The following is a 20790-nucleotide window of genomic DNA, read 5'->3' as shown; positions in this document are numbered from 1 at the left end:
GCTTCGTCGTCAGCCGGGCGCCGGGTGGGCGGTCCCCGTCGTGCTCTCCCGCACGACGAGCCGGAACGGGGTCTGCACCGTCAACGCGCCGGCCACCGCCCTGCCCTCGATGCGGGCGACGAGCCGGCGCACGGCCAGGCCGGCGATCTCCTCCTTGGCCGGGGCGATGGTGGTCAGGGTGGGGCTGCTGTAGCGCCCCTCCTCGATGTCGTCGATGCCCACCACCGCGACGTCGCCCGGGACGTCACGGCCGGCCCGCACGGCGGCGCGCAGCGCGCCGATGGCGATCAGGTCGTTGTAGCCGAGCACCGCGTCGGGCGGCTCGTCGAGGGCGAGGAGGTGCCGCATGGCGCGTACCCCGTCCGACCGGCCGAACTGCGCGGTCACCGCGACCAGTTCCGCCCGCCACGGCAGCCCGGCCTCGGCCAGCGCCTCCCGGTAGCCACGTACCCGCAGGTGGGCGGCTTGCCGGTCGTCATCGAGCCGGGCGCCGATGAAGGAGATCCTGCGCCGGCCGGCCGCCACCAGGTGTCGGACCGCGAGGTGGCTGGCGGCCACGTTGTCGATGGCGATGTGGTCGTGCGGCGCGTCGTGGACGCCCTCCCCGATGAGCACCAGGGGGGTGTCGCTGCCGCGGCCCAGCACCTCGTCGCGGCCGACGCGCACCGGGCTGAGGATGAGGCCGTCGATGATGTGCCGCTGCGCGCCGTTGAGCAGCATCAACTCGGCGTCGCGGTCGGCGGCGGTGTTCTCCATGACCAGCGTGTAGCCGAGGCTGGTCGCCTCGCGGATCGCGATTTCGGCCAGCTCGGCGAAGTAGGGGTTGGTGAGTTCCGGGACCGCCAGGGCGATCAGGCCGGTCCGCCCGCGACGCAGGTGCCGCGCGCTGAGGTTGGGGGTGTAGCCGAGTTCGTCGATGGCCCGCTGCACCCGTCGCCGGGTGTGCTCCCCGACCGGGCGGTAGCCGTTGACCACGTTGGACACCGTGGCGAGCGAGACGCCGGCCCGCTCGGCGATGTCCTTCAGGCTGACACCCACGTGCCGGCCCCCTCGCGGTCCGCCCGGGCGCACCGCGCGCGTGCGGCCCCGCTCACCGCAGCCCCCGGAACGGGTACGGGGTGGCCGCCCGCGTGCTGACGCTCATCCGGTGACTCCTCGGGGCGCGCGCTGCTGGTCGGGCGGCCCGTCGCGCGAGCCCGTCCCCACCAGGAAGAACGACGGGCAGAACATCGATGGATCGCTATTGACGCACCGCCCTTCCGACCTCTATAACGTTATAGAGGCGCTCGCGGATGTCAATATGGTCGCGCCGGAGCCCCGTAGCGAATCCGCCGACACCTGCGCGCGACATCAGCGCCCGCCCGGGCCGCACCGCTGCGCCCGCCACCCGGCCGCACGGGCCGCTCCTCCCGCCCGCGCCGGCCCGTCCACATCGGAGACGGCATGACACGTCACGCCCGCGTCCGCATCCGCGCCCTGCCGCTGATGGCCACCCTCACCCTGCTCGCCGGCCTGCTCGCGCCGGTGCCCGCCGCACAGGCCGCGCCGCCGAAGACTCCCCCGCTGACCACCCCGTGGACCAGCCAGGCCCTCGACGGCACACCGCTGCCGGAATACCCGCGACCCCAGATGACCCGGCCCGACTGGCTCAACCTCAACGGCGAGTGGCAGCTGCGCCAGTCCGCCACCGACGACGCCCCGCAGTTCGGCACCGACCTGCCGCAACGGGTCAACGTGCCGTTCCCGGTGGAGAGCGCCCTGTCCGGCATCCAGCGGTCCGCCGACGACGACCGCCACTACCTGTTCTACCGGCGGACCTTCACCGCCCCCGCCCACTGGTCCGGCCGACGCACCCTGCTGCACTTCGGCGCCGTCGACTGGCAGAGCACCGTCTGGGTCAACGGCACGCGGGTCGGCGGGCACACCGGCGGCTACGACGCGTTCACCTTCGACGTCACCCCGCACCTCGGCGGCGGCACGAACGAGATCGTCGTCAAGGTGTGGGACCCCACCGACAGCCGGCAGAACGGCAGCCTGCCCCCGCTCGGCAAGCAGACAAAAAGCCCCGGCGGCATCTTCTACACCCCGAACTCCGGCATCTGGCAGACCGTCTGGCTGGAGCCCGTCCCGGCCGCGTCGATCAGCCGCGTGGACGTCCGCCCGAACCTCGCCACCAACACCCTTCGGGTACGCGTGTCCACCCGCGGCAACGTCACCGGACACACCGTACGCGCCGAGGCGCTCGACGGCACCACAGTGGTCGGCTCGGCCACCAGCGGCTTCACCGAGTTCGCCGTGCCGGTGCCGAACGCCCGCCGCTGGTCCCCGGACGACCCGTTCCTCTACCACCTGCGGGTGACGTTGCGCGGCCCCGGCGGCGTCCAGCGGGACCGGACCACGCACTACTTCGGCATGCGGGAGATCACCACCGGCATGGTCGGTGGAGTGCTGCGCCCCAAGCTCAACGGCCAGTTCGTCTTCCAGACCGGGACCCTCGACCAGGGCTACTGGCCGGACGGGCTCTACACCGCCCCCACCGACGCGGCCCTCGCCTTCGACCTGCAGAAACACAGGGACCTCGGGTTCAACATGGTCCGCAAGCACATCAAGGTCGAACCGCAGCGGTGGTTCTACCACGCCGACCGCCTCGGCCTGCTGGTCTGGCAGGACGTCCCGTCGCTGACGGCCCAGAACGTCGACCCCGACGACGCGCAGCAGGCGCAGTTCGAGGCCGAGGCACGGGAGATCGTCGACGAGCACCGCAGCTCCCCCGCGGTGGTCGCCTACACCGTCTACAACGAGGGCTGGGGCGAGCGCGCGCTCGCCGACACCCGGCGGGTCGGGCAGAACGTCAAGAACCAGGACCCGACCCGACTGGTCAACGTGCACAGCGGCTACAACTGCTGCCAGTCCCTCGGCGACCCCGGCAACGGCGACATCGACGACTGGCACGTCTACCTCGGCCCCGCCTCGCCGAGCCCGTCGGCCACCAGGATCGCCGTGCTCGGCGAGTACGGCGGCCTGGGGCTGCGCGCCCCCGGCCACGAGCACAGCCCGAGCGGGGAGTTCTTCGCCTACGAGTGGCAGCCGAACTCCACCGCCCTCACCGACCGGTACGTCGGCCTGGTGCGGGGCGCGCAGAACCTGATGCTCGGCACGGGCCTCAGCGCGTCGATCTACACCGAGATCACCGACCTCGAAGGCGAACTGAACGGCTTCCTCACCTACGACCGCCGGATCGTCAAGATGGACGAGGCCCGGGTCCGCGCGGCCAACCGGGCGCTGATCGACGCCTCCCGGTCCCTCGGCGGAAGCCAGCCCGTCGCCCTACCGGTCGACACCCGGCGATCGTTGCGGGTGACCACGCCGGGCCACCAGAACCGCTACCTGCGCCACCAGAACGGCCTCGCCTACACCGAGGTGGTCGACGCGGACAGCGACGCGCTGCTCAGGAACGACGCCACCTACACGATCCGGGCGGGCCTGGCCGACCCGAACTGCCGCTCCTTCGAGTCGGTCAACTTCCCGGGGCAGTACCTGCGCCACGCCGAGTCCCGGGTGCGCAACTCCCCCGACGACGGTTCGGCGCTGATGCGCGCCGACGCCACCTGGTGCGCCCGCACCGGGCTCACCGGCGGCGGCGTGTCCCTGGAGTCGTACAACTTCCGGGGTTCGTTCCTGCGCCACCACGACTCGCAGGTCTGGCTCAGCAACGGCGCCGGCGGGGCCGCGTACCACACGCCCGCCCTCTGGGCCGCCGACAGCACCTGGCACGTCGCCGCCCCCTGGGCCCCCTGACCACACCGCCCGGGCCGGCCCGCACGGACCGGCCCGGGTCCGGCCCCCGGAGCGGAGCCACCGTCGCCTCAGGCTCGGCGTCCGTTCCTCGGCCGGCACGTGCACCGGCCCGGCTCGCAGGCCGAGGACCGCCACTAACCGCGGGACCGGCGGGCCCCGACGAGCCCGGTCCGCCGGGTGACGACCACGGCGGCGACGGCGGCGAGCAGGGCGACGGCCGCGGCGACGAGGTAGGCCGTCACCTGTCCCCGGGCGGTCGCGTCCAGCGACCGGGGCGCGGGGCCCGCGGCGATCGACGCCCCGGCCAGCAGCACGGCGATGCCCACGGCGGTGCCGATCTGCGCGGCGGCGTTCAGGATGCCGCCGTACAGGCCGGCGTTCTCGTCGGTCACGGTGCTGGTGCCGTGGGCTGTCGACGCGACCGACGCGACGGCCAGGCCGGCACCGGAGAGCACCAGGCCCACCACGAACAGCGCCAGCGCACGCCGACCGACAGCGACCGCACCCACCGGCATGGCGACCGCGACGACGACCAGTCCGGCCACCATCGCCCACACCCGGCCGAGCCGGGCGACCACCGTCGAGGCGGCGGCCGAGCCGAGCGCGACCGCGACGCTGAACGTCAGGAAGACCATCCCGCTGGCCCCCGCCGACAGGTCGAGGACCTGTTGCAGGAACAGCGTGCCGACCACGTTGGCTCCGCTGGTGGTGAAGGTCAGCACCAACGCGACGATGCCGCCCAGCGCCAGCGACGGCACCGACCACACCCACAGCGGTACGAGGGGATCGGTCACCGACCGCTCCACCGCGAGGAACGCGACGGCGAGGGCCACCGACGCCAGCACCGGCAGCCACACCGTCCAGTCGGCGAAACCGTGCTCGCCGGCGCGGGTGAAGCCGAGGATCAGCAGGACCACCGTGGCGGTCGCGAGGCCCGCGCCGACGACATCGGTGCGGCCGGCGGAGCGCTCCGTCCTCTCGATGGCGCCACGCGCCAGCAGCAGGACCGCCACCCCGAGGGGCACCAGGGCGGCGAACAGCCAGCGCCAGCCGACGGCCTGGGTGACCAGCCCGCCGAGGACGAACCCACCGCCACCGCCGAGCGCGCCGCACAGCGTCCACGCGCCGAGCGCGCGGTCGCGGCGCGGCCCCGGTGGGAACGCGGCGAGCAGCACCGCCAGCGCCGCCGGCACGGCGACGGCCGCGCCGATTCCCTGCAACGCCCTGCCGGCGAGCAGGACCACGCCGTGCTGCGCCAGCGCACACACCGCTGACGCCACGGTCACCACCAGGGTGCCGGCCAGGAACGCCGTCCGCCGGCCGAGCGTGTCGACCACCCGGCCGCCGGCGATGAGCAGCCCACCGAAGAACAGCGGGTACGCCGCGGCGACCCACGACAGCGTCGCCGGATCGAGCGCCAGGTCACGCTGCACCGCCGGCAGCGCGACCACCAGCACCGTCACACCGAGCACGTCGACGAACTGCACGCTGCACACCAGCGCGAGCACCAGCCCCGCCCGGCCCGCGTCCGTCACGTTCACGTGCCGCCCCCTCCCGATCAGCGGCGGCGGTCGGCCCGCCGGTACGGCAGCCCGTTGAGGAGCACGTGCGTGACCTCACCGGTGTGGTCGTCCCGGACGGCGCCGAGGCTGATCCGGTCGCTGCCGGCGTGCGGGCGCCAGGGTGGCGCCGCCCGGTCCGCCGGGGTGGCGGCGGCGGCCCAGACGTCGGCGGCGGCGGGCATCATCGACACCGTGCGGTCACCGGTGATGATGTCCAGGTTCGCTCCGTCCGAAACCAGCCGCAGGCCGCTGCCGCTGGCCGGGCGTTCGTAGCGGCCCTCCGGCACGGGGCCGACGGGGGCGGTCGGCGCGGGACGGGTCCAGTCAGGCGGTCGGGCACCCAGTTCGGCGAGCAGTTCCTCGATCACCCGGTAGCGGGCCTCACGCAGTTCCTCACCGCGGTTGTCGGCCCAGGCCAGGCCGATTCCGCTGGCCGGGCAGCAGAGCAACTTGGTCCACATGCCGTCGTAGAAGCCCTCGTGCCCGAAGCGCAGGTCGGCACCGGCGCGAGGGCCGAGGTAGAGCCCGAGACCGTAGTGCAGGTCGACGTCGAGGCGGACGTCGGCCTGCGGCCGGCGCAGCTCGCCGAGGCCCCGGGCGCTCCGGTCGGCGGCCATGTGGGCGGCGCCGACGCGCGCCAGGTCGAGCACCGTGGACCAGCACTGGGAGGAGGGCGCGTGCTTGGCCGCCACCCGGGGTTCGTGCACCACCCGGGCGTGGCCCGCGTCGAGCCGGTGGTGCTGCAGGAGCGGATAGGTCATCGCGACGGCCGGGTCGTGGAAGGTGCGGGTCAGCCCGAGCGGTTCGGCGACCCGCTCCGCGAAGAGCCGGTCGAAGGCGGTGCCGGTGCGGCGTTCCAGCAGGTGGCCCGCCACGGTGAAACCCAGGTTGCTGTAGGCGTAGACCTGCCCCGGGCGGCCGACCAGCGGGGTGCGGGCGGCCTCCACCCGGGCGGCGACGGCCACGGCGTCCGGATCACGGCCGCAGCCGTCGTGCAGCACCATGTCCGGAATGAAGCCGGCACGGTGGCTGAGCAGGTGGCGCACGGTCACCGCGGGGGTGTCGTGCGGTCGCCGGAGTCGGAAGTCGGGCAGGGTGGCGGCCACCGGCTCGTCCCAGTCCAGCTCGCCGGCGGCGACCAGGACGGCGGCGAGCGTGGCGGTGAGCGTCTTGGCCGTGGAGTAGACCCGGAACACCGTGTCGGGACGCAGAGCGGCGTCCGGCTCCTCGACCGACCGGAGCCCGGCCGCCGCGGCGGTACGCGGACCGTCGCGGTCGAACACCACAGCCATCGCCCCGGGTACGTCGTTCTTGATCCGGAACTCCTGCAGTGCCTCGGTCAGTTCCCGTTCCCCGATCACGATGCCACCACCCGGGCCGGCAGCAGGCCACCGCGCGCGCGGATCACGGCGGCACGCACCGCGTCGACGAGGTGCGCGACCTGCCCGTCGGTCATGGTCGGATAGATGGGCAGGTTCACCAGCTCGTCGAACCAGATCCGCTCGGCCGTCGGCGCCTGCCCGTACGCGCCGCCACGCAGGCGCCACTCCGGAAGCAGGTGCAGCGGGAAGTAGCGGAGGATCATCTCCACCCCGTGCTCGTGGTGCAGCCGACGTACCACCTCGTCGCGCAGGCCGGGCGTGGCGTCGGTGATCCGCAGCGTGTAGAGGTGGTAGGAGTGCACCGTGCCGGGCAGGTCCCGGTGCGGGACGACGCCGGGAAGGTCGGCGAGGCCCTCGTGCAGTCGGGCGGCGATCTCTCGCCGCCGGGTCACCATCGCCGGCAGCTTCGCCAGTTGGGTGCGCCCGACCGCCGCCGCCGGTTCGCTCATCGTCGCGTTCAGGCCGCCGTACCGGATGGCGGTGCAGTCGTGGGTGTACGCGTTCTTGGCGTGCCGCTGCGGGTCCTCGGGGCCGGGCGGTCGACGGCCGCCGAAGTCCGGTGGCGTCGTCCGGGGCCGGAAGTCCGCGTCGGGTTCCATCACGCCGATCCGGCGCAGCGTGTCGGCCCACCTGTCGTCGCGGCACGTCACCATGCCGCCCTGGCCCATCGTGGACATGTTCTTCAGGCTGTGGAAGCTCCAGCAGCCCAGGTCGCCGATCGTGCCGACGCCGTGTCCGTGGTACCGGGTGCCGAGGGCGTGCGCGCAGTCCTCCAGCAGCACCAGCCCGCGCCGGCGCGCCACGGCGACCAGGCCGTCGAGGTCGGCGGGAAGGCCACCGTAGTGCGTCACGTAGATCGCCCGGGTACGCGGCCCGACGGCCCGGTCGACCGCCTCCGCGCTCAACGCCAGGGTGTCCGGGTCGATGTCGGCGAAGCGTACGCCGACCGGCCGGGACAGCAGGGGCGTGACGGTCGACTGGAAGGTCAGCGGGGAGGCGACGACCTCGTCTCCGGGCCGCAGACCGAGCACGTGGGTGGCCAGCTCCAGGGCCATCGTGCAGCTCGTGGTCGAGACGGCGTGCCGCGCGCCGGTGTGGCGGGCGAACTCGTCCTCGAACGCGCCCCGTTCCCGGCCGTCGGACAGGTGGGCGTCGGAGCGGAGCAGCCGGGTCACCGCGGCCACGTCGGCCTCGTCGAACACGCTGCCCTGGCCGTGGTAGGGCACGACGAATGGGTTCGTCACGTCCAGCACCCCCCGCTCAGGCCGCCGCCGACGCGCCGGCCGGCGTGTCGCGCTGGAAGACGGTCGGCACCGCGGGCAACTCCGGCCGGGCCCCGAGCAGGGCGGCCAGGGCGGCGATCCCCTCGGCCAGCGGCACCCGGGGCCGGTGTCCCAGCGCCCGCAGCCGGCTGACGTCGGCGACGTGCCGGTAGCTGTCCTCCAGTGTGCTGAGGTCGCACTCCATTCGCGCCGGGGTGCCGGTGACGTCCCCGATGAGGGTCACCAGTTCCCGCATCGACGTCTCCGTGCCGCTGCCGAGGTTGTAGCACTCGCCGACGGCGCCCCGTTCGGCCATCCGGACCAGCCCGGCCACCAGGTCGCCGACGTGCGAGAAGTCGCGGGTCTTCGCGTCGGGGTCGCCCACCACCGGAATCGGCAGCCCGTTGAGGTGCCAGCGCAGGTACTGCGACACTTCTCCGCCGGCGCGGCGTGGGTCCTCGCGCGGCCCGTAGATGGTGAAAGCGCGGCCGACCACGGCGGGCAGCCCGTAGGACTCCACCATGCTCGCGGCGACGTGCTCGCCGCTGAGCTTGGAGGCCGCGTACGGCAGGAACGGGTTCAGCGGGTGCGTCTCGGCGATGGGATGGGTCTGCGGACGTCCGTAGACCATCGCGGACGACAGGTAGACCACCCTGCGCACCCCCGTGTCGAGCAGGGCCTCGAAGAGGTTGAAGGTGCCCTCCGCGTTGGTCTCGAAGTCGAAGCGGGGGTGATCGACGGAGATGGTGCCGCTGGCGTTGCCCGCCAGGTGGAACACCACGTCGGCGGGGACCAGCGCGGCCCGCACCGAGGCCGGGTCGCGCAGGTCCACCGGCCGGTAGCCGACACCGGCGGGAAGGGTGCCGTCCGGCGCGGTGACGTCCAGGACGGTCACCGTGGCCCCCCGCGCGACGAGGTCGTCGACCAGGTGCGAGCCGACGAAGCCCCGGCCGCCCGTGACCAGGGTCCGGGTGCCCGGGCCGATGTCGAGGTTGTCGTTGCCGTTGCCGTTGCCGTTGTCCGTCAACTGTTTCTCCGCTCTGCGAATCGACCGGTTCCAGCCGGCCGGGAGGGGTCAGGTGTGGGCGACCGCGATCACCGGACCTGGGCGGTGGGCGGATCGCCCACGGCCGGGGCCCGGTCGGTGGCGGCGCGCAGTGGCGCATGGTCGGTCCAATCGCGTCAGCTCGGCGCCCTCCCCCGAACGGCGGAGGGCCCCTCCCACCGAATGACACGGCACGACCCGCTGACAACCGGATGTCCACTTGCTGCCTCAAACACGGTTGGCAGCAACAGAGCATCGGGTTGTCGGCCGATCGACGTGGCGTCCAGGGTCGAGTCGGAAGGAGGACGCTTTCGTGACCGGTCTGCCGCGAACCGAGCCCACCGCGCCCGGGCCGACCACCGGCGCGCCGCGCCGCGTACGGCGATGGTGTCCCGCCTCACCGCGACCTCCCCCGCGACACCTGCGGCGGGCCGGTACGCTTGATCGGGTACAGACTGTGCGCATATGTCCGCCATTTCGAGGGGTGACCATGCCCGATCACGCGTCCGGCCGCATCGACCTCGCACGCCTACAGGAAGTGCTCGACGGCCCCTGGGCCAAGGTGCGCAACGCCCACCGGGAGCACCTCGACGAGCGTTTCCTGCCGGTGTACGGCGAGACCGGCGACCAGGCGCGGGAACGGATCAGCCGGCTGCTGCACGAGCTCCCCGTCGAGCTGGGCACGGCATCGGCCTTCCCCAGCGAATACGGCGGCGGCTCGGACGTCGGCGGCTCGATCGTCGCCAGCGAGATGCTGGCGCAGGTCGACCTGTCGCTGATGGTCAAGGCCGGCGTGCAGTGGGGCCTGTTCGGCGGCGCGGTCGGGGCCCTCGGCACCCGGCGCCACCACGACGCCTACCTGCGCGACATCATCTCGGGCAAGATCTTCGGCTGCTTCGCGATGACCGAGACCGGTCACGGCTCCGACGTCCAGCGGCTGCGCACCACCTGCACGTACGACCCGCAGACGCAGACCTTCGACCTGCACACCCCGCACGAGGCGGCCCGCAAGGACTACATCGGCAACGCGGCCCGCGACGGGCGGATGGCGGTGGTCTTCGCGCAGTTGATCACCAACGGGCGGCGGCACGGCGTACACGCGTTCCTGGTCCCCATCCGCGACGCGCAGGGCAACCCGATGCCCGGCGTGAGCATCGGCGACGCCGGCCACAAGGCCGGCCTGCTCGGCGTCGACAACGGGCGGCTCAGCTTCGCGCACGTGCGGGTCCCGCGCGACATGCTGCTCGACCGCTACGGTCAGGTCGCGGCCGACGGCACGTACTCCAGCCCCATCGAGAACGACTCGCGGCGTTTCTTCACGATGCTCGGCACCCTGGTCCGGGGGCGGGTGAGCGTGGGCGGCGCCGCGGCGGCAGCCACCAAGTCGGCGCTGACCATCGCGGTGCGCTACGGCGACATCCGCCGCCAGTTCGACACCCCCGACGCCGACCGGGAGGTGCTGCTCAACGACTACCTGGCCCACCAACGCAAGCTGCTGCCCGCCCTGGCCACCACGTACGCGCTGCACTTCGCCCAGGCCGAGCTGGTCGCCGCGTTGAGTGAGGTGCAGGGCGGCGACGGGCCGGTCGACGAGCACCGGCAGCGGGAGTTGGAGTCCCGGGCCGCCGGTCTCAAGGCCGCGCAGACCTGGCACGCCACGCGCACCATCCAGATGTGCCGCGAGGCGTGCGGCGGCGCCGGCTACCTGGCCGAGAACCGGCTGCCCAGCCTCAAGGCCGACACCGACGTCTTCACCACGTTCGAGGGCGACAACACGGTGCTGCTGCAACTGGTCGCCAAGGGGCTGCTCACCGGCTACCGCGACGAGTTCGGCTCCCTGGACGGCTGGGGCCGCGCCTCCTTCGTCGCCGACCAGGTCCGCGACATGGTCCTCGAGCGCACCGCCGCGCGGTCGCTCATCGAGCGGCTGGTCGGCGCCGTGCCCGGCCGCGACGACGAGGTCGCCGTCACCGACCGCGGCTGGCAGCTCAAGGCCTTCGAGGACCGCGAGCGGCACCTGCTCGACGGCGCGGTACGCCGCCTGCGCAACGGCGCGGCCACGAAGAAGGACCGCCCCTTCGACATCTTCAACGACGTGCAGGACCACGTCCTCGCCGTCGCCGCCGCGCACATCGACCGGGTCACCCTGGAGGCGTTCGTCGCCGCCATCGAGGACACCACGGACCCGGCGGTCCGCGCGCTGCTCGCCCGGGTCTGCGACCTGTACGCGCTCAGCGTCGTCGAGGCCAACAAGGGATGGTTCCTGGAACACGGCCGTCTCACGCCGGCCCGCTCGAAGGCGGTCACCGGCGTGGTGAACGGCCTGCTCAAGGAGCTGCGCCCGCACATGCGCACGCTCGTGGACGGGTTCGCCATCCCGGAGGCGTGGCTGCACTGCGCCATCCTGCGCGAGGAGCCCCTCCGGCAGGAGAGCATGGCCGCCCAGGATGCCGCCGATGAGCAGCAGGCGGCGACGCGACGGTGACCGCCCAGCGCTCCGGCGCTGACGGGCGGGCGGAGCCGCCGCGGCGGTTCCGCCCGCGCCGCCTCAGAACGGGCTGTTGCGCGCCGAGTTGGCGCCGACGAGCACGGCCCGGTCCCACCCGGCCCGGAGGAAGCGGTCGATCCCGTCGGGGTCGGGCGGGCCGGTGGCGGTCGGATCGATCCCATAACCCGATCGCCAGGCGTCGATCGCGGCGGCCAGTGCCGCGGGGGCGGCGACCGCGGCGCTACGCCGCTGCGGCAGGGCGGCGGCCTGTGCTGCGACCAGCGCCGGTGCGGCGTTCCCCCGGTGCTGGCTGAACGCGATGCCGATCGCTTCCCGCTGTCGGGCGTCCGCCACGATCCAGCTGCCGGTGACCACGGCGCAGCCGGCGGCGGGCACGACGGAACCTCCCCGGAAGCGGGCCCCGGCACGGTTGCCGACTTCGGCGAGCGGGCCGCGCGCGTGCAGCAGGAGCTGAGCGGCGAGGTGGGCCGCCTCGGCGTTCTCCGCGGTGTCCAGGTGCAGCGGGATGCCGACGTAGACGCGGCTGTCAGCGCCGGCCAGGTCCGTCCGAGGGCCGGGGTGTCCGTCCGCGGGCTCGGTCGTGCCCGGTTCGGGCGCCGCGCGGGGTGGCCCCGTGGCGTCCGCCAGGAGGGGAAGCCACGCCTCCGCCGGCCGGGGGCCCACGATCACCAGCCGCTCGGGGTGGTTCGCCTCCCGCCGCGACGCGTGCGCCCGCAGATCCTGCGCCCCGATGGCCGAGACGCCACCGATGCGGCACTCGTCGAACCGCGCCAGTCGGTGCCGCCGGGTGGCCAGTGCGGCCAGCTTGTGGCCGGCGACGAGCAGCGGGTTGCCGAACCACTCGGACAGTTCGACATCGATCGCCCGGCACTCCCGTAACCGGACGTCGTCATCGATCCTTCCGGCGGCGAGCAGCGGGGAGACGGCCGCCAGCGCCGTGACCAGTTGGCCGTCGTGGCCCGCCAGCACCGTGGCGGAGACGTTCATCGTGTCCGCGTGGGTCTGGGCGGACGCCACCATGGGCGCGGTCACGATCGTGCGCAGGGTCGCCAGATACAGGTGTTCGTGCAGGTGGGCCACGCCTGGCGCGTGTGCGGGGTCGTGGCCGAAGCCGCGCGCGTAGGTGGCGACCAGGGAGGTGACCGGGGACTGTGGCCGATGTGCCAGGAACACCGTGGTGCCCCGGCCCGGCAGTTGCAGGATCTCACCATCCATGGACGGCCTCGCGAAGGTGGACGACTGTCGGTTCGGGCAGGTCGCCGACCACGGCGACGGCAGGAACGCGCCGGTCGGCGGGTACGTGGGAACCGCCGCCCCCGGGCTGGAACGGGTCGTCCGAGGGTTGGATCGCCTCGTGCAGCGCGACGCTCTGCCGCAGGTGGGGCACCTGCGCGTCGGGGATGCCGGCGTCCCGGATGTCGCGCAGCAGGTCCCGCACCGTCTCGACGAGCGGCACCACGTGCTCGGCCACGGTGCTCAGACCGACGCTGAGGCAGGCGGTGCCGTGTTCGCGCACCGGCAGGGCCGCCGCGGCGTAGTACGGCACCTGACGCTGCGCGAGCATCCGGACGAGTACGCCGGGAGCGCCGACCCTGCCCACGTACGCCGCCGCGAAACGCGCGCAACCCGCCGCATCCGCTCCGCCGGGCCAGGGAACCTGCACCCCCACGGCGAGCCGGTGCTGGTTGCGGGCACCGTAGTAGAGGCCGCCACGCCAGGCGAGCGGATCCTGGTCATCGTCGCGATCCCCGCCGGTGCGCAGGGAAGCGATGATGTCGCGGGCGCGGTCGACGATCTGCTGATCGGTGATCGCGGCAGCCGCCGCTGCGCTGGGTAGCGCGGCGACGCAGGATTCGCCCCAGGCGGCCAGGTGCAGTGCCCGCTGGAGCAGCCAGCCACGATCGCCCATCCGTTGGGCGCGCTGCGTGACGAGCGCCCGCCGCAGGGCAGCCAGGTCGACGTTGCGCAACCGCTCGTCGAGCACGTCGGGGCCGGTCTCCGGGGGCATGCCGACCGCCGAGCTGCGATGGCCCACCCGGTACGCGTCAGGCCCGAAGAGGGCGGCGCAGGCCAGGGCTGTCAGCCCGGTCGCGTCCGGCGTCTCGGTGGCCGTCCCCCAGGGGATCCGGCGCACCGTACGGTGGGGGCGCGGCACGGCGCCCATCTGGCCCAGGGACACGAAGCTAGTCATGGCTGCCGCCCGTGGCCGCGCTGTGGCGCGGCGGCAGCAGCACCGTGGTGATCACCAGGTTCGCGGCTCCCGCGACCAGCAGGATCAGCGCGGGACGCGCCGTGAGATCCCCGACGAAGGGGATGGCCACGTAGGAGACGGTCATCAGCAGGTTCAGCATCGCGCGGCGGAACGCGAAGACGCGGCCGATGATGTCGTTGGACGTCAGGGACTGGTAGACCACAGTCGCCGCACCGGCGATCATCACGTTGCCGGCTCCACCGAGGAGGCCGACCACGACGACCGCGGCCCAGCTCCACGACCGGCCGCTGAGCAGCAGCGCGACGGCTGCCACGGCGGACACCGCCGCCCCCACCCAAAGGACCAGTGGTTGCCGGGTGGACCGGGCCACGATCAGCGAGGACGCGACGATCCAGCCGATGCCGGCCAGCGTCTGGTAGATGGCCGCCGCGGCGACGCCGAGCGTCTGTTCGAACACCGCCAGGGCGACGACCACCTCCGAGCCGAGAAACAGGAAGTACGACGCCTCGGCGAGCGCCACCCGGCGCAGCTTCGGGTCGATGGTCCTCCAGCGCAGGGGCTCCAGCCGCGTCGCCGCCCGGTCGCCGGCGGGGGTCGCCGTGCGGCGCCCGGCCCCGGTCGGTGCGGGACGCAGCAGGGTGGCGATGAGTCCCGCCACGACGAACGAGGCGAGGTTGACCCACAACGCGGCTTCGATGCCGACCCCGGCCGAGAGCGCGGCGCCGATGAGTGGGCCGAGGCTCATGGTCGCGCCGAAGACCACCTCGAACCGGGCGATCACCGGTCGGGCGTCGTCTCCGGCCAACCGCTCCTTGAGCATCGCCTGCACGGCGGGAATGGACGCGCTGCCGACCGCCTTGAGCAGCGCCACGACGACGTAGACGACCGTGAGGTTCCCGGCGCGTACCGCCCCGATCAGGACCAGCACCAGCAGCGCGCAGAGCAGCTCGCAGCCGATGAAGACCAACCGCCGGTTGAACCGGTCGACGATCCGGCCGGCGAGGGGCGCGCAGACGACCACCGGCAGGGTGCCGACGGCGAAGGTGATGCCGGTGGCCGTGTAGGAGCCGGTCACCGACAGCACCCACAGCGGGAGGGCAAGGTTCTGGACGTAGTTGCCGATCAGGGAAGAGGCGTTCGCGAGCAGCAGGATCCGCCATGCCTGCCACGGCCCGGCCGCGCGGGCGGGGGCTGCGGCGGTGACCGGTGGACTGTCAGTCGCCACGTGGGTCGTTCCATCCGAGGCCGCGGGCGGCGAGCTGGGGTTTCGTCGTCCGCGCGGGCGCCAGACCGAAGTGCGCGGAGAACCTGTCGGCCACGCCGGCCAGCACGTCCAGGTCGATACGGCTCGCCTGGTTGACCTCCACCTCCACCACGGCGAAGGTGTTCACCAGCTCCGACCTGGCGTCGCGCAGCTCGATGGCGTCGCAGCTGACGGCGACCGTCGCCTGCTGCTCGGAGAGCAGGGCGGCCTTGGTACGCCGCTGTGCGAGGTATCCGAACACCCGCAGCTCACCGAGGGCGGGGACCCGGCGCGACAGGTGCTGCCCGGGCCGCCCGGCGAGCGCCTGCGCGCTGGACAGGGCCTTCACGTCCGGCACGTACTCGGTCATCTCCAGCACGTCGCGGCGGCCGTCCACCCACTGGATGGTCTCCTTCGCCACCAGCCAGGACGGGCCCTGCCCCCGGTTCACCAGCGCGGTCAGGGAACAGTTCGCGGCCGTCAGCGACCACTGCCCGTCATCGAAACACAGCGTGTGCTGGAGGATCGCCGCCTGGTCGGCCAGCCGCAGGCCGGAGATCTGGATCAGCCGGTTACGCAGTTCGACGTGCGCGGCGGCATCGGCCAGCGACGTCACCGGCACGACCCACCGGTATTCGTGCTCCACACCGACCCTCGGTATCCGCAGGATGCGCTCCGCTGCCGTCATGCCGTCATCCCTACGAGTCGGTGAGTCGAACCGGCGTACTCCTGGTCGGAGAGGCCGCCCACGGTGAAGACGTCGATCCGGTCGGTCGGGACCGCGAACAGCTCCGCGCAGGTCGCACGCACCACGGCCGCCGTCGACGGTGGCGGCCGGAAGTGACCGGACTTGGTGTTCGCCACCACCGCGTGCACCCGTGGACCTCCGATCAGCACGATCTCGCCTGCCGTGCGTACCCGCAGCCGGTCGGGAACCAGCATGGGGTGGGCCACGGGGACACCCTCGACCTGTGACTTCGCCCGGCCGAAGATGAGTTCGCGGAAGGTGAACTGCCGCCGCCAGATGAGCAGTTGCCCTCGGTCGTCGATCACGAACATGTGCGGCGCGCCCGTGGCGAAGTCGGCCGGGACCTCGGCGGACCGGACCCGCCAGGTCTGCTCGACCGCCCGGTGGGCCGCCACGGCGTAGCGGTCCTCGAACACCGCGCGATCGAACTCGATGACCAGCGGGTCTCTCCGCACCACCCGGGTGGGGTGGTCGTGGCGGACTGTCAGTTGCCGCGCGTAGGCGTTGCGGATGTCCTCGGCGGCCCGGTCCAGTTGGTCACGGGGCGGGGGCGTCGAACCGGCGGCCAGGTGCACGTGCCACAGCCGGATCAGTTCCTCGTACTTGAGGAAGACGACGGCCTGGGAGGAGGGACCGTACTTGACTGCGGCCTGTTCGGCCGCCACGCGCAGCTTGGCGGCCTCGGCGAGGTAGTCGTCAGCGACCATTGCTTCAGCGCTCCCTTGACGGCAGAGGGGCGCCCGGCCCTGGGAAGGGCCGGGCGCCGGGGTAGGGACCTGATCGGTTACCGATCAGGACCAGGTCTCGCCCGCCTGCACGGACGCCAGGGCGTCCAGGCCGTCCTCGGTCTCCTCGAGGGACTCGATGACCTCGATGATCTCCGCAACCTGCTCCATTGTGGGTTCCTCCTCTCCGGGTAGGTCGTGCGTGCACTTTCCGGGGTCTGACCGGTCAGACCCAGGTCTCTCCGGCCTGCACGGACGTCAGGGCGTCCAGGCCCTCGTCGGTCTCCTCGAGGGACTCGATGACCTCGATGATCTCCGCAACCTGCTCCATGCTGGCTCTCCCTTCGAATACACCGGCCGACGAACGGATCAGCGGGCGTAACCCGCCTGCCCCCGTACCGATCTGCTCGCTTCCGGCTGCCATCAGCTTCCACAGATCCTGCATCGCATCGTCATCCACCTTTCATCCACCGCCGTTGACCTGGGACAACCGGGTTCAACCAAGTACACGACCCGCTGTGGCGTGCTCATGCCGCCCGGCGCTTCTCGGCCAGTTCGCCAAGCAGCCTCGCCATGGCCGCCTCACCCGCCGCGTCGTTGTTCTGGCGATAGGCCTCCTGTGCCTGCCGGAACCAGGTGGCGGCGTCGGTGCGGTTGCCGGAGCCGAGCACCGCGTGCCCGACCCGAGCGAGGGTGTCCGCCTCGGCGGTACGGAACCCGGACTGCCGCATGAGGGCGAGCCCTTCATGCAGGTACTCCAGGGCTTCGGCATAGGCGCGTTTCCGGACGAACAGCGCGCCGATGCTGCTGAGGATCGCGGCCTCGTGGTGCCGCAGGCCGCCCTCACCGGCCAGCTCGCGGCCGGTCTTCAACCGTTCCAGCCCGGCGTCGATGTCGTCGAGGGCCACCAACGCGTCCGCGGAGTTGTTGAGGGCGTGCACGACGAGAGTGGTGTTCCGCGTGGCCCGGGCGAGTTCGAGCGCCCGCTCGTACTCGGTCAGCGCGTCGCGGTACCGGCCCTGCGTCTCGTAGACGAAGCCGAGGCCCAGCAGGGAGCCGGCCGCGCCACCCGGATCTCCCTCCCGCTCGTAGAGACCGGTGGCGAGACGCAGGTGGCCGGCGGCGGCGTCGAGGTCGTGGGTGACGGCGAGCGCACCGCCGAGGGCGTGGTGGAGGTGGGCGCGCAGGAGCGGCTGGTCGATGCGGTGCGCGTTCTCCGCACACCGCTTCCAGGCGTCCACGTCGGCGGTGGAGAAGCCTGACCGCACGAAGTAGCTGTGCAGGTGGTACATCAGCTCCACCGCCCGGTCGGTACGGTGGCGGACCGCCACGGCGGTGATCGCCGCCAGGTTGTCGCTCTCCTCGTCGAGGAAGTTGATGGCGTCGACGTCCTCCACGAACGGCTTGACGAACGTCTCCGCCCGCGCGGACGCGCCGGCGAAGGCGTTGCGGTCGGGCCGCAGCACGCGGTTGGCCATGGCGGCCACGGACAGGTACCAGCCCAGGAGACGGTCGACGGTCTCGGCAGGCGGGTCGTCCTGGGCCAACTCCTCCAGGCGCTCCGCGGCGAAGGATCGGACCAGGTCGTGCATGGTCAGGTAATGGTCGCCGGTCTCGGTGACCAGGTGCAGCCCGATCAGGTTGTCGAGGCCGCGCCGCACGACGGGCAGCGGGAGCGCCGCGATCGCCGCCGCCAGCTCCGGCCGGATCCGCCGGCCCGGGTGCACCGCCAGCAGGCGGAAGAGCCGCGCATCGTCTGCCGGGAGCGTCGCGTAGGCGTTCGCCAGCACTGATCGCACACTGCGCGAGTCACCGTCGATGGCGAACCCGTCGAGTGACCCACCGTCGCAGGAGAGGTTGGCGGCTAGGTCCTCGACCGTCAGGGAGGACTCCGCCACCATCCGGGCGGCGAGGATCCGCAGGGCCAGCGGCATGCCGCCGCACAGATCGAGCAGACCGTCCAGCGCGCGACTGGCGCTCGCCGACGCCGCGCCGGTGGTGCCGACAAGGATCGAACGGCTCTCCGCCCGGCTCAGTCCGCCCAGTGCGAGGCCCTTGACGGCGACCCGGGTGTGCAGCGCCGCCAGGGCGTTGCGGCTGGTCACGACCAGCTGCGAGCCACCGCCGGGCGGCACGGCCGGCAGCACCTGATCGATGGTGCCGGCGTTGTCCAGGACGAGCAGGACCTTCTTGTCGGCGATCACCGAGCGGTACAGCGCGGTCCGTCCCTCCAGCGTGGCGGGGATCTTCTGCGGCGGCAGGTTCAGGCTCTCCAGGACGTGCGCGAGCACGCTGCCCGGCGACCGGCCGGCGTCCGTGCTGTGCCCACGCAGGTCGAGGAACAGGTGACCGTCCGGAAAGCGGTCCCGGACCTGGTGCGCCCACTGCACGACGAGTGAGGTCTTGCCCATCCCGGCCGCGCCGGCCACGACGAGCACCTGCGCCTGCCCGCAGTGCCGCGTCAGCAGCGCCAGCGCCTCCTGGCGGCCGGTGAAGGAGCCGTCGAGCGGAGGAAGCTGCCTCGGAACCGGCGGCAGGGCGGCGGGGACGGTCGGCGGCGGGGCGGCCGTGCTCGTTTCGGGCACCGCCGGACCCAACAGGTCCAGGTCGTTCTGCAGGATCTTCCTGTGTAGTTCCTGTAGCTCCGGGCCAGGATCGATGCCGAGTTCGTCGTTCAGCCGGGCACGCGCTCTCTGGTAGGCGTGCAGCGCCTCCGTCTGCCGCCCCGTGCGGTAGAGCGCCGTCATGAACAGCCCGATGAGCCGCTCGCGGAACGGAAACTCCGCGACGAGCGCGGCCAGCTCCGTCACCACACGGGCGTGCAGGCCGGCTTGCAGCTCCAGGCGTATGCACCGTTCCCAGGCCGCCGGCCGCTCCTCGTTGATGAGCAACGCGTTCTCCTGGACGACCCGGGTGTCGCTGCCGGCGAAAGCGGGACCGCGCCACAGCGCCAGCGCCTGCCGCAGTCTCGCGACGGCCGCGAGCAGATCCCCGGCCTCGGCGAGCGCACCGGCCTCGGCGACCATGCCACGGAAGAGGTACAGGTCGATCTGGTTCAGCTCGACGTCGAGCGAGTAGCCGGCTCGTGCGGTACGAAGGACCTCTCTCGCCGTGGACACCCCGGCGCCCAGCCAGGCCTTGCGTAGCTGCGACGCGGTGTTCTGGACCTGCCGGTCCGCTGAGGTGGGCGGCTCGCCGTCCCAGAGCGCCTCGGCCAGCGCGCCGATCGACACGAGCGTGTTCGGGGTCAGCAGCAGACGCGCGAGGAACCGCTCCTGGCGGGGCGATATCGGGGGGAGCCGGCGCGCCGACGACCATATCTCTAGATTCCCGAGCAGTTTGAACTTCATCTACCCCACCTTCGACAGACAGCCCTACGCCCGCCGCGCGGAGGACCTGCCGAGTGGTCCCGTCGTGTCCCTGGCCGACCGCCCCCGCGCCGCCCTGCTCCTGGACCTACGAAGTACGCCTACCAGCCACGCGCCCGCCACTCGGGGAGCGCCGGCCGCTCGGTGCCGAGCGTGGTGTCCCGACCGTGTCCCGGATAGACCCAGGTGTCGTCCGGCAACCTGTCGAAGATCTTGTTTTCGACATCGTCGAAGAGGCAGGCGAAGGCGCCGGAATCACCGAAGGTGTTGCCGAGTCCCCCCGGAAACAACGAGTCCCCGGTGAACAGGTGCGGGTGGCCGCCCGGGTCCTCATACAGCAGGGCGACTCCCCCGGGCGTGTGCCCGGTCAGTCGGATCACCCGTAGCTCGAACGCACCGCAGGTGATCGCGTCGCCGTCGTGCAGCGCGACGTCGGTGCGGACCGCGATGCCGGGCGCGTCGGGCGCGCCAGCATAGGTCGTGGCGCCGGTGGCGTCGACCACCACGGCGAGCGCGTGCTCCCAGTGGTCCCAGTGTTGGTGCGTGGTCACGACGGCATCCAGGCGACGGTCGCAGAAGTCCAGCAGGACGTCCGGCTCACTCGCCGCGTCGATCATCAACTGTTTCCCCGTCGACCGGCATCGCAGCAGATAACAGTTGTTGTCGCCGGGCCCCACCGAGACCTTGCCGATGGTCAGCGCGGAAAGCTCACGAACCCCTGGGGCCAAGCCGGAGTATCCCGTCATGCCCGCAACAGTACCGGCGTCGATCTATGCCTGGTGCCGTCAGCCGGCTGTCGGCACGACCCCGAAGCAGACGACCGTCCGGCATGGCGTCCGTCGCCGCCGGTGTGGTCGGTGGGCCGTCCGGCGTACCCGCTGGCGTGGCGACGCGCGTCGCTGCCGCGATGGCCGCCGCCTCCGCCTGCGTCAGCGC

14 protein-coding genes are annotated in these 20790 nt (G+C 72.6%); 2 read left to right on the top strand and 12 right to left on the bottom strand.

The annotated features are described in order from the left end of the window. Nucleotides 1-9: 9 nt before the first annotated feature. A complete protein-coding gene (locus ACQ452_RS12045; RefSeq protein ID WP_433393169.1) occupies nucleotides 10-1038 on the bottom strand; it encodes a LacI family DNA-binding transcriptional regulator in 1029 nt (342 codons plus the stop codon). 405 nt (nucleotides 1039-1443) lie between these two features. On the opposite strand from ACQ452_RS12045, the gene ACQ452_RS12040 reads away from it, so the two are divergent. Next, entirely contained in the window at nucleotides 1444-3798 is a 2355-nt protein-coding gene (locus ACQ452_RS12040; protein WP_433393167.1) for an AbfB domain-containing protein, read from the top strand. Nucleotides 3799-3932: 134 nt separating this feature from the next. Here ACQ452_RS12040 and ACQ452_RS12035 read toward each other — a convergent pair whose 3' ends face one another. From ACQ452_RS12035 to ACQ452_RS12020, 4 genes are read right to left on the bottom strand one after another with little or no spacing between them, the layout of a single operon-like run. After that, nucleotides 3933-5339 carry an MFS transporter gene (locus ACQ452_RS12035; protein WP_433393166.1) on the bottom strand — a complete coding sequence of 469 codons (1407 nt, stop codon included), beginning with the start codon at nucleotides 5337-5339 and terminating at the stop codon, nucleotides 3933-3935. A 17-nt stretch (nucleotides 5340-5356) separates the two neighbouring features. Further along, a complete protein-coding gene (locus ACQ452_RS12030; protein WP_433393164.1) occupies nucleotides 5357-6721 on the bottom strand; it encodes a serine hydrolase domain-containing protein in 1365 nt (454 codons plus the stop codon). Further along, nucleotides 6718-7986 carry a DegT/DnrJ/EryC1/StrS family aminotransferase gene (locus tag ACQ452_RS12025; protein ID WP_433393162.1) on the bottom strand — a complete coding sequence of 423 codons (1269 nt, stop codon included), beginning with the start codon at nucleotides 7984-7986 and terminating at the stop codon, nucleotides 6718-6720. Before ACQ452_RS12025 ends, ACQ452_RS12030 begins: the two co-directional genes overlap by 4 nt. Nucleotides 7987-8002: 16 nt before the next feature. Then, a complete protein-coding gene (locus ACQ452_RS12020) occupies nucleotides 8003-9031 on the bottom strand; it encodes an NAD-dependent epimerase/dehydratase family protein (protein WP_433393160.1) in 1029 nt (342 codons plus the stop codon). A gap of 508 nt (nucleotides 9032-9539) precedes the next feature. On the opposite strand from ACQ452_RS12020, the gene ACQ452_RS12015 reads away from it, so the two are divergent. Next, the gene (locus ACQ452_RS12015; RefSeq protein WP_433393158.1) at nucleotides 9540-11534 is read left to right on the top strand and encodes an acyl-CoA dehydrogenase family protein; all 1995 of its coding nucleotides are present in this window, start codon (nucleotides 9540-9542) and stop codon (nucleotides 11532-11534) included. A 63-nt stretch (nucleotides 11535-11597) separates the two neighbouring features. On the opposite strand, the gene ACQ452_RS12010 is transcribed toward ACQ452_RS12015, so the two are convergent. The 7 genes from ACQ452_RS12010 to ACQ452_RS11980 form a co-directional block, all read right to left on the bottom strand. Next, a complete protein-coding gene (locus tag ACQ452_RS12010) occupies nucleotides 11598-12773 on the bottom strand; it encodes an insulinase family protein (RefSeq protein ID WP_433393156.1) in 1176 nt (391 codons plus the stop codon). Beyond that, complete coding sequence (locus ACQ452_RS12005) at nucleotides 12763-13749, bottom strand: hypothetical protein (RefSeq protein ID WP_433393154.1); 987 nt, start codon at nucleotides 13747-13749, stop codon at nucleotides 12763-12765. Before ACQ452_RS12005 ends, ACQ452_RS12010 begins: the two co-directional genes overlap by 11 nt. Further along, nucleotides 13742-14995 carry an MFS transporter gene (locus ACQ452_RS12000; protein ID WP_433393152.1) on the bottom strand — a complete coding sequence of 418 codons (1254 nt, stop codon included), beginning with the start codon at nucleotides 14993-14995 and terminating at the stop codon, nucleotides 13742-13744. The genes ACQ452_RS12005 and ACQ452_RS12000 overlap by 8 nt, the downstream gene beginning before the upstream one ends. Then, nucleotides 14985-15701, bottom strand: a complete 717-nt coding sequence (locus ACQ452_RS11995; RefSeq protein ID WP_433393150.1) for a hypothetical protein — start codon at nucleotides 15699-15701, stop codon at nucleotides 14985-14987. Before ACQ452_RS11995 ends, ACQ452_RS12000 begins: the two co-directional genes overlap by 11 nt. Then, on the bottom strand, nucleotides 15698-16468 hold the full coding sequence (locus ACQ452_RS11990) for a hypothetical protein (RefSeq protein WP_433393149.1): 771 nt from the start codon (nucleotides 16466-16468) through the stop codon (nucleotides 15698-15700). The genes ACQ452_RS11995 and ACQ452_RS11990 overlap by 4 nt, the downstream gene beginning before the upstream one ends. A 545-nt stretch (nucleotides 16469-17013) precedes the next feature. Next, complete coding sequence (locus tag ACQ452_RS11985) at nucleotides 17014-19836, bottom strand: AfsR/SARP family transcriptional regulator (protein WP_433393147.1); 2823 nt, start codon at nucleotides 19834-19836, stop codon at nucleotides 17014-17016. A 119-nt stretch (nucleotides 19837-19955) separates the two neighbouring features. Then, a complete protein-coding gene (locus ACQ452_RS11980) occupies nucleotides 19956-20600 on the bottom strand; it encodes an MBL fold metallo-hydrolase (RefSeq protein ID WP_433393145.1) in 645 nt (214 codons plus the stop codon). Nucleotides 20601-20790 lie beyond the last annotated feature (190 nt).

The organism is Micromonospora sp. KLBMP9576 (genome assembly GCF_050941805.1).
In the GTDB taxonomy this organism is placed as follows: domain Bacteria; phylum Actinomycetota; class Actinomycetes; order Mycobacteriales; family Micromonosporaceae; genus Micromonospora.
The sequence above is the reverse complement of the archived record's forward strand: the minus strand, read 5'-3'. Positions and strand labels throughout refer to the sequence as shown.

Coding starts and splice junctions, on each gene's coding strand:
- ACQ452_RS12040 (WP_433393167.1), top strand. CDS start 1,444: ATGACACGTCACGCCCGCGTCCGCATCCGCGCCCTGCCGCTGATGGCC.
- ACQ452_RS12015 (WP_433393158.1), top strand. CDS start 9,540: ATGCCCGATCACGCGTCCGGCCGCATCGACCTCGCACGCCTACAGGAA.
- ACQ452_RS12010 (WP_433393156.1), bottom strand. CDS start 12,773: ATGGATGGTGAGATCCTGCAACTGCCGGGCCGGGGCACCACGGTGTTC.
- ACQ452_RS12005 (WP_433393154.1), bottom strand. CDS start 13,749: ATGACTAGCTTCGTGTCCCTGGGCCAGATGGGCGCCGTGCCGCGCCCC.
- ACQ452_RS11995 (WP_433393150.1), bottom strand. CDS start 15,701: ATGACGGCAGCGGAGCGCATCCTGCGGATACCGAGGGTCGGTGTGGAG.
- ACQ452_RS11990 (WP_433393149.1), bottom strand. CDS start 16,468: ATGGTCGCTGACGACTACCTCGCCGAGGCCGCCAAGCTGCGCGTGGCG.
- ACQ452_RS11985 (WP_433393147.1), bottom strand. CDS start 19,836: ATGAAGTTCAAACTGCTCGGGAATCTAGAGATATGGTCGTCGGCGCGC.
- ACQ452_RS11980 (WP_433393145.1), bottom strand. CDS start 20,600: ATGACGGGATACTCCGGCTTGGCCCCAGGGGTTCGTGAGCTTTCCGCG.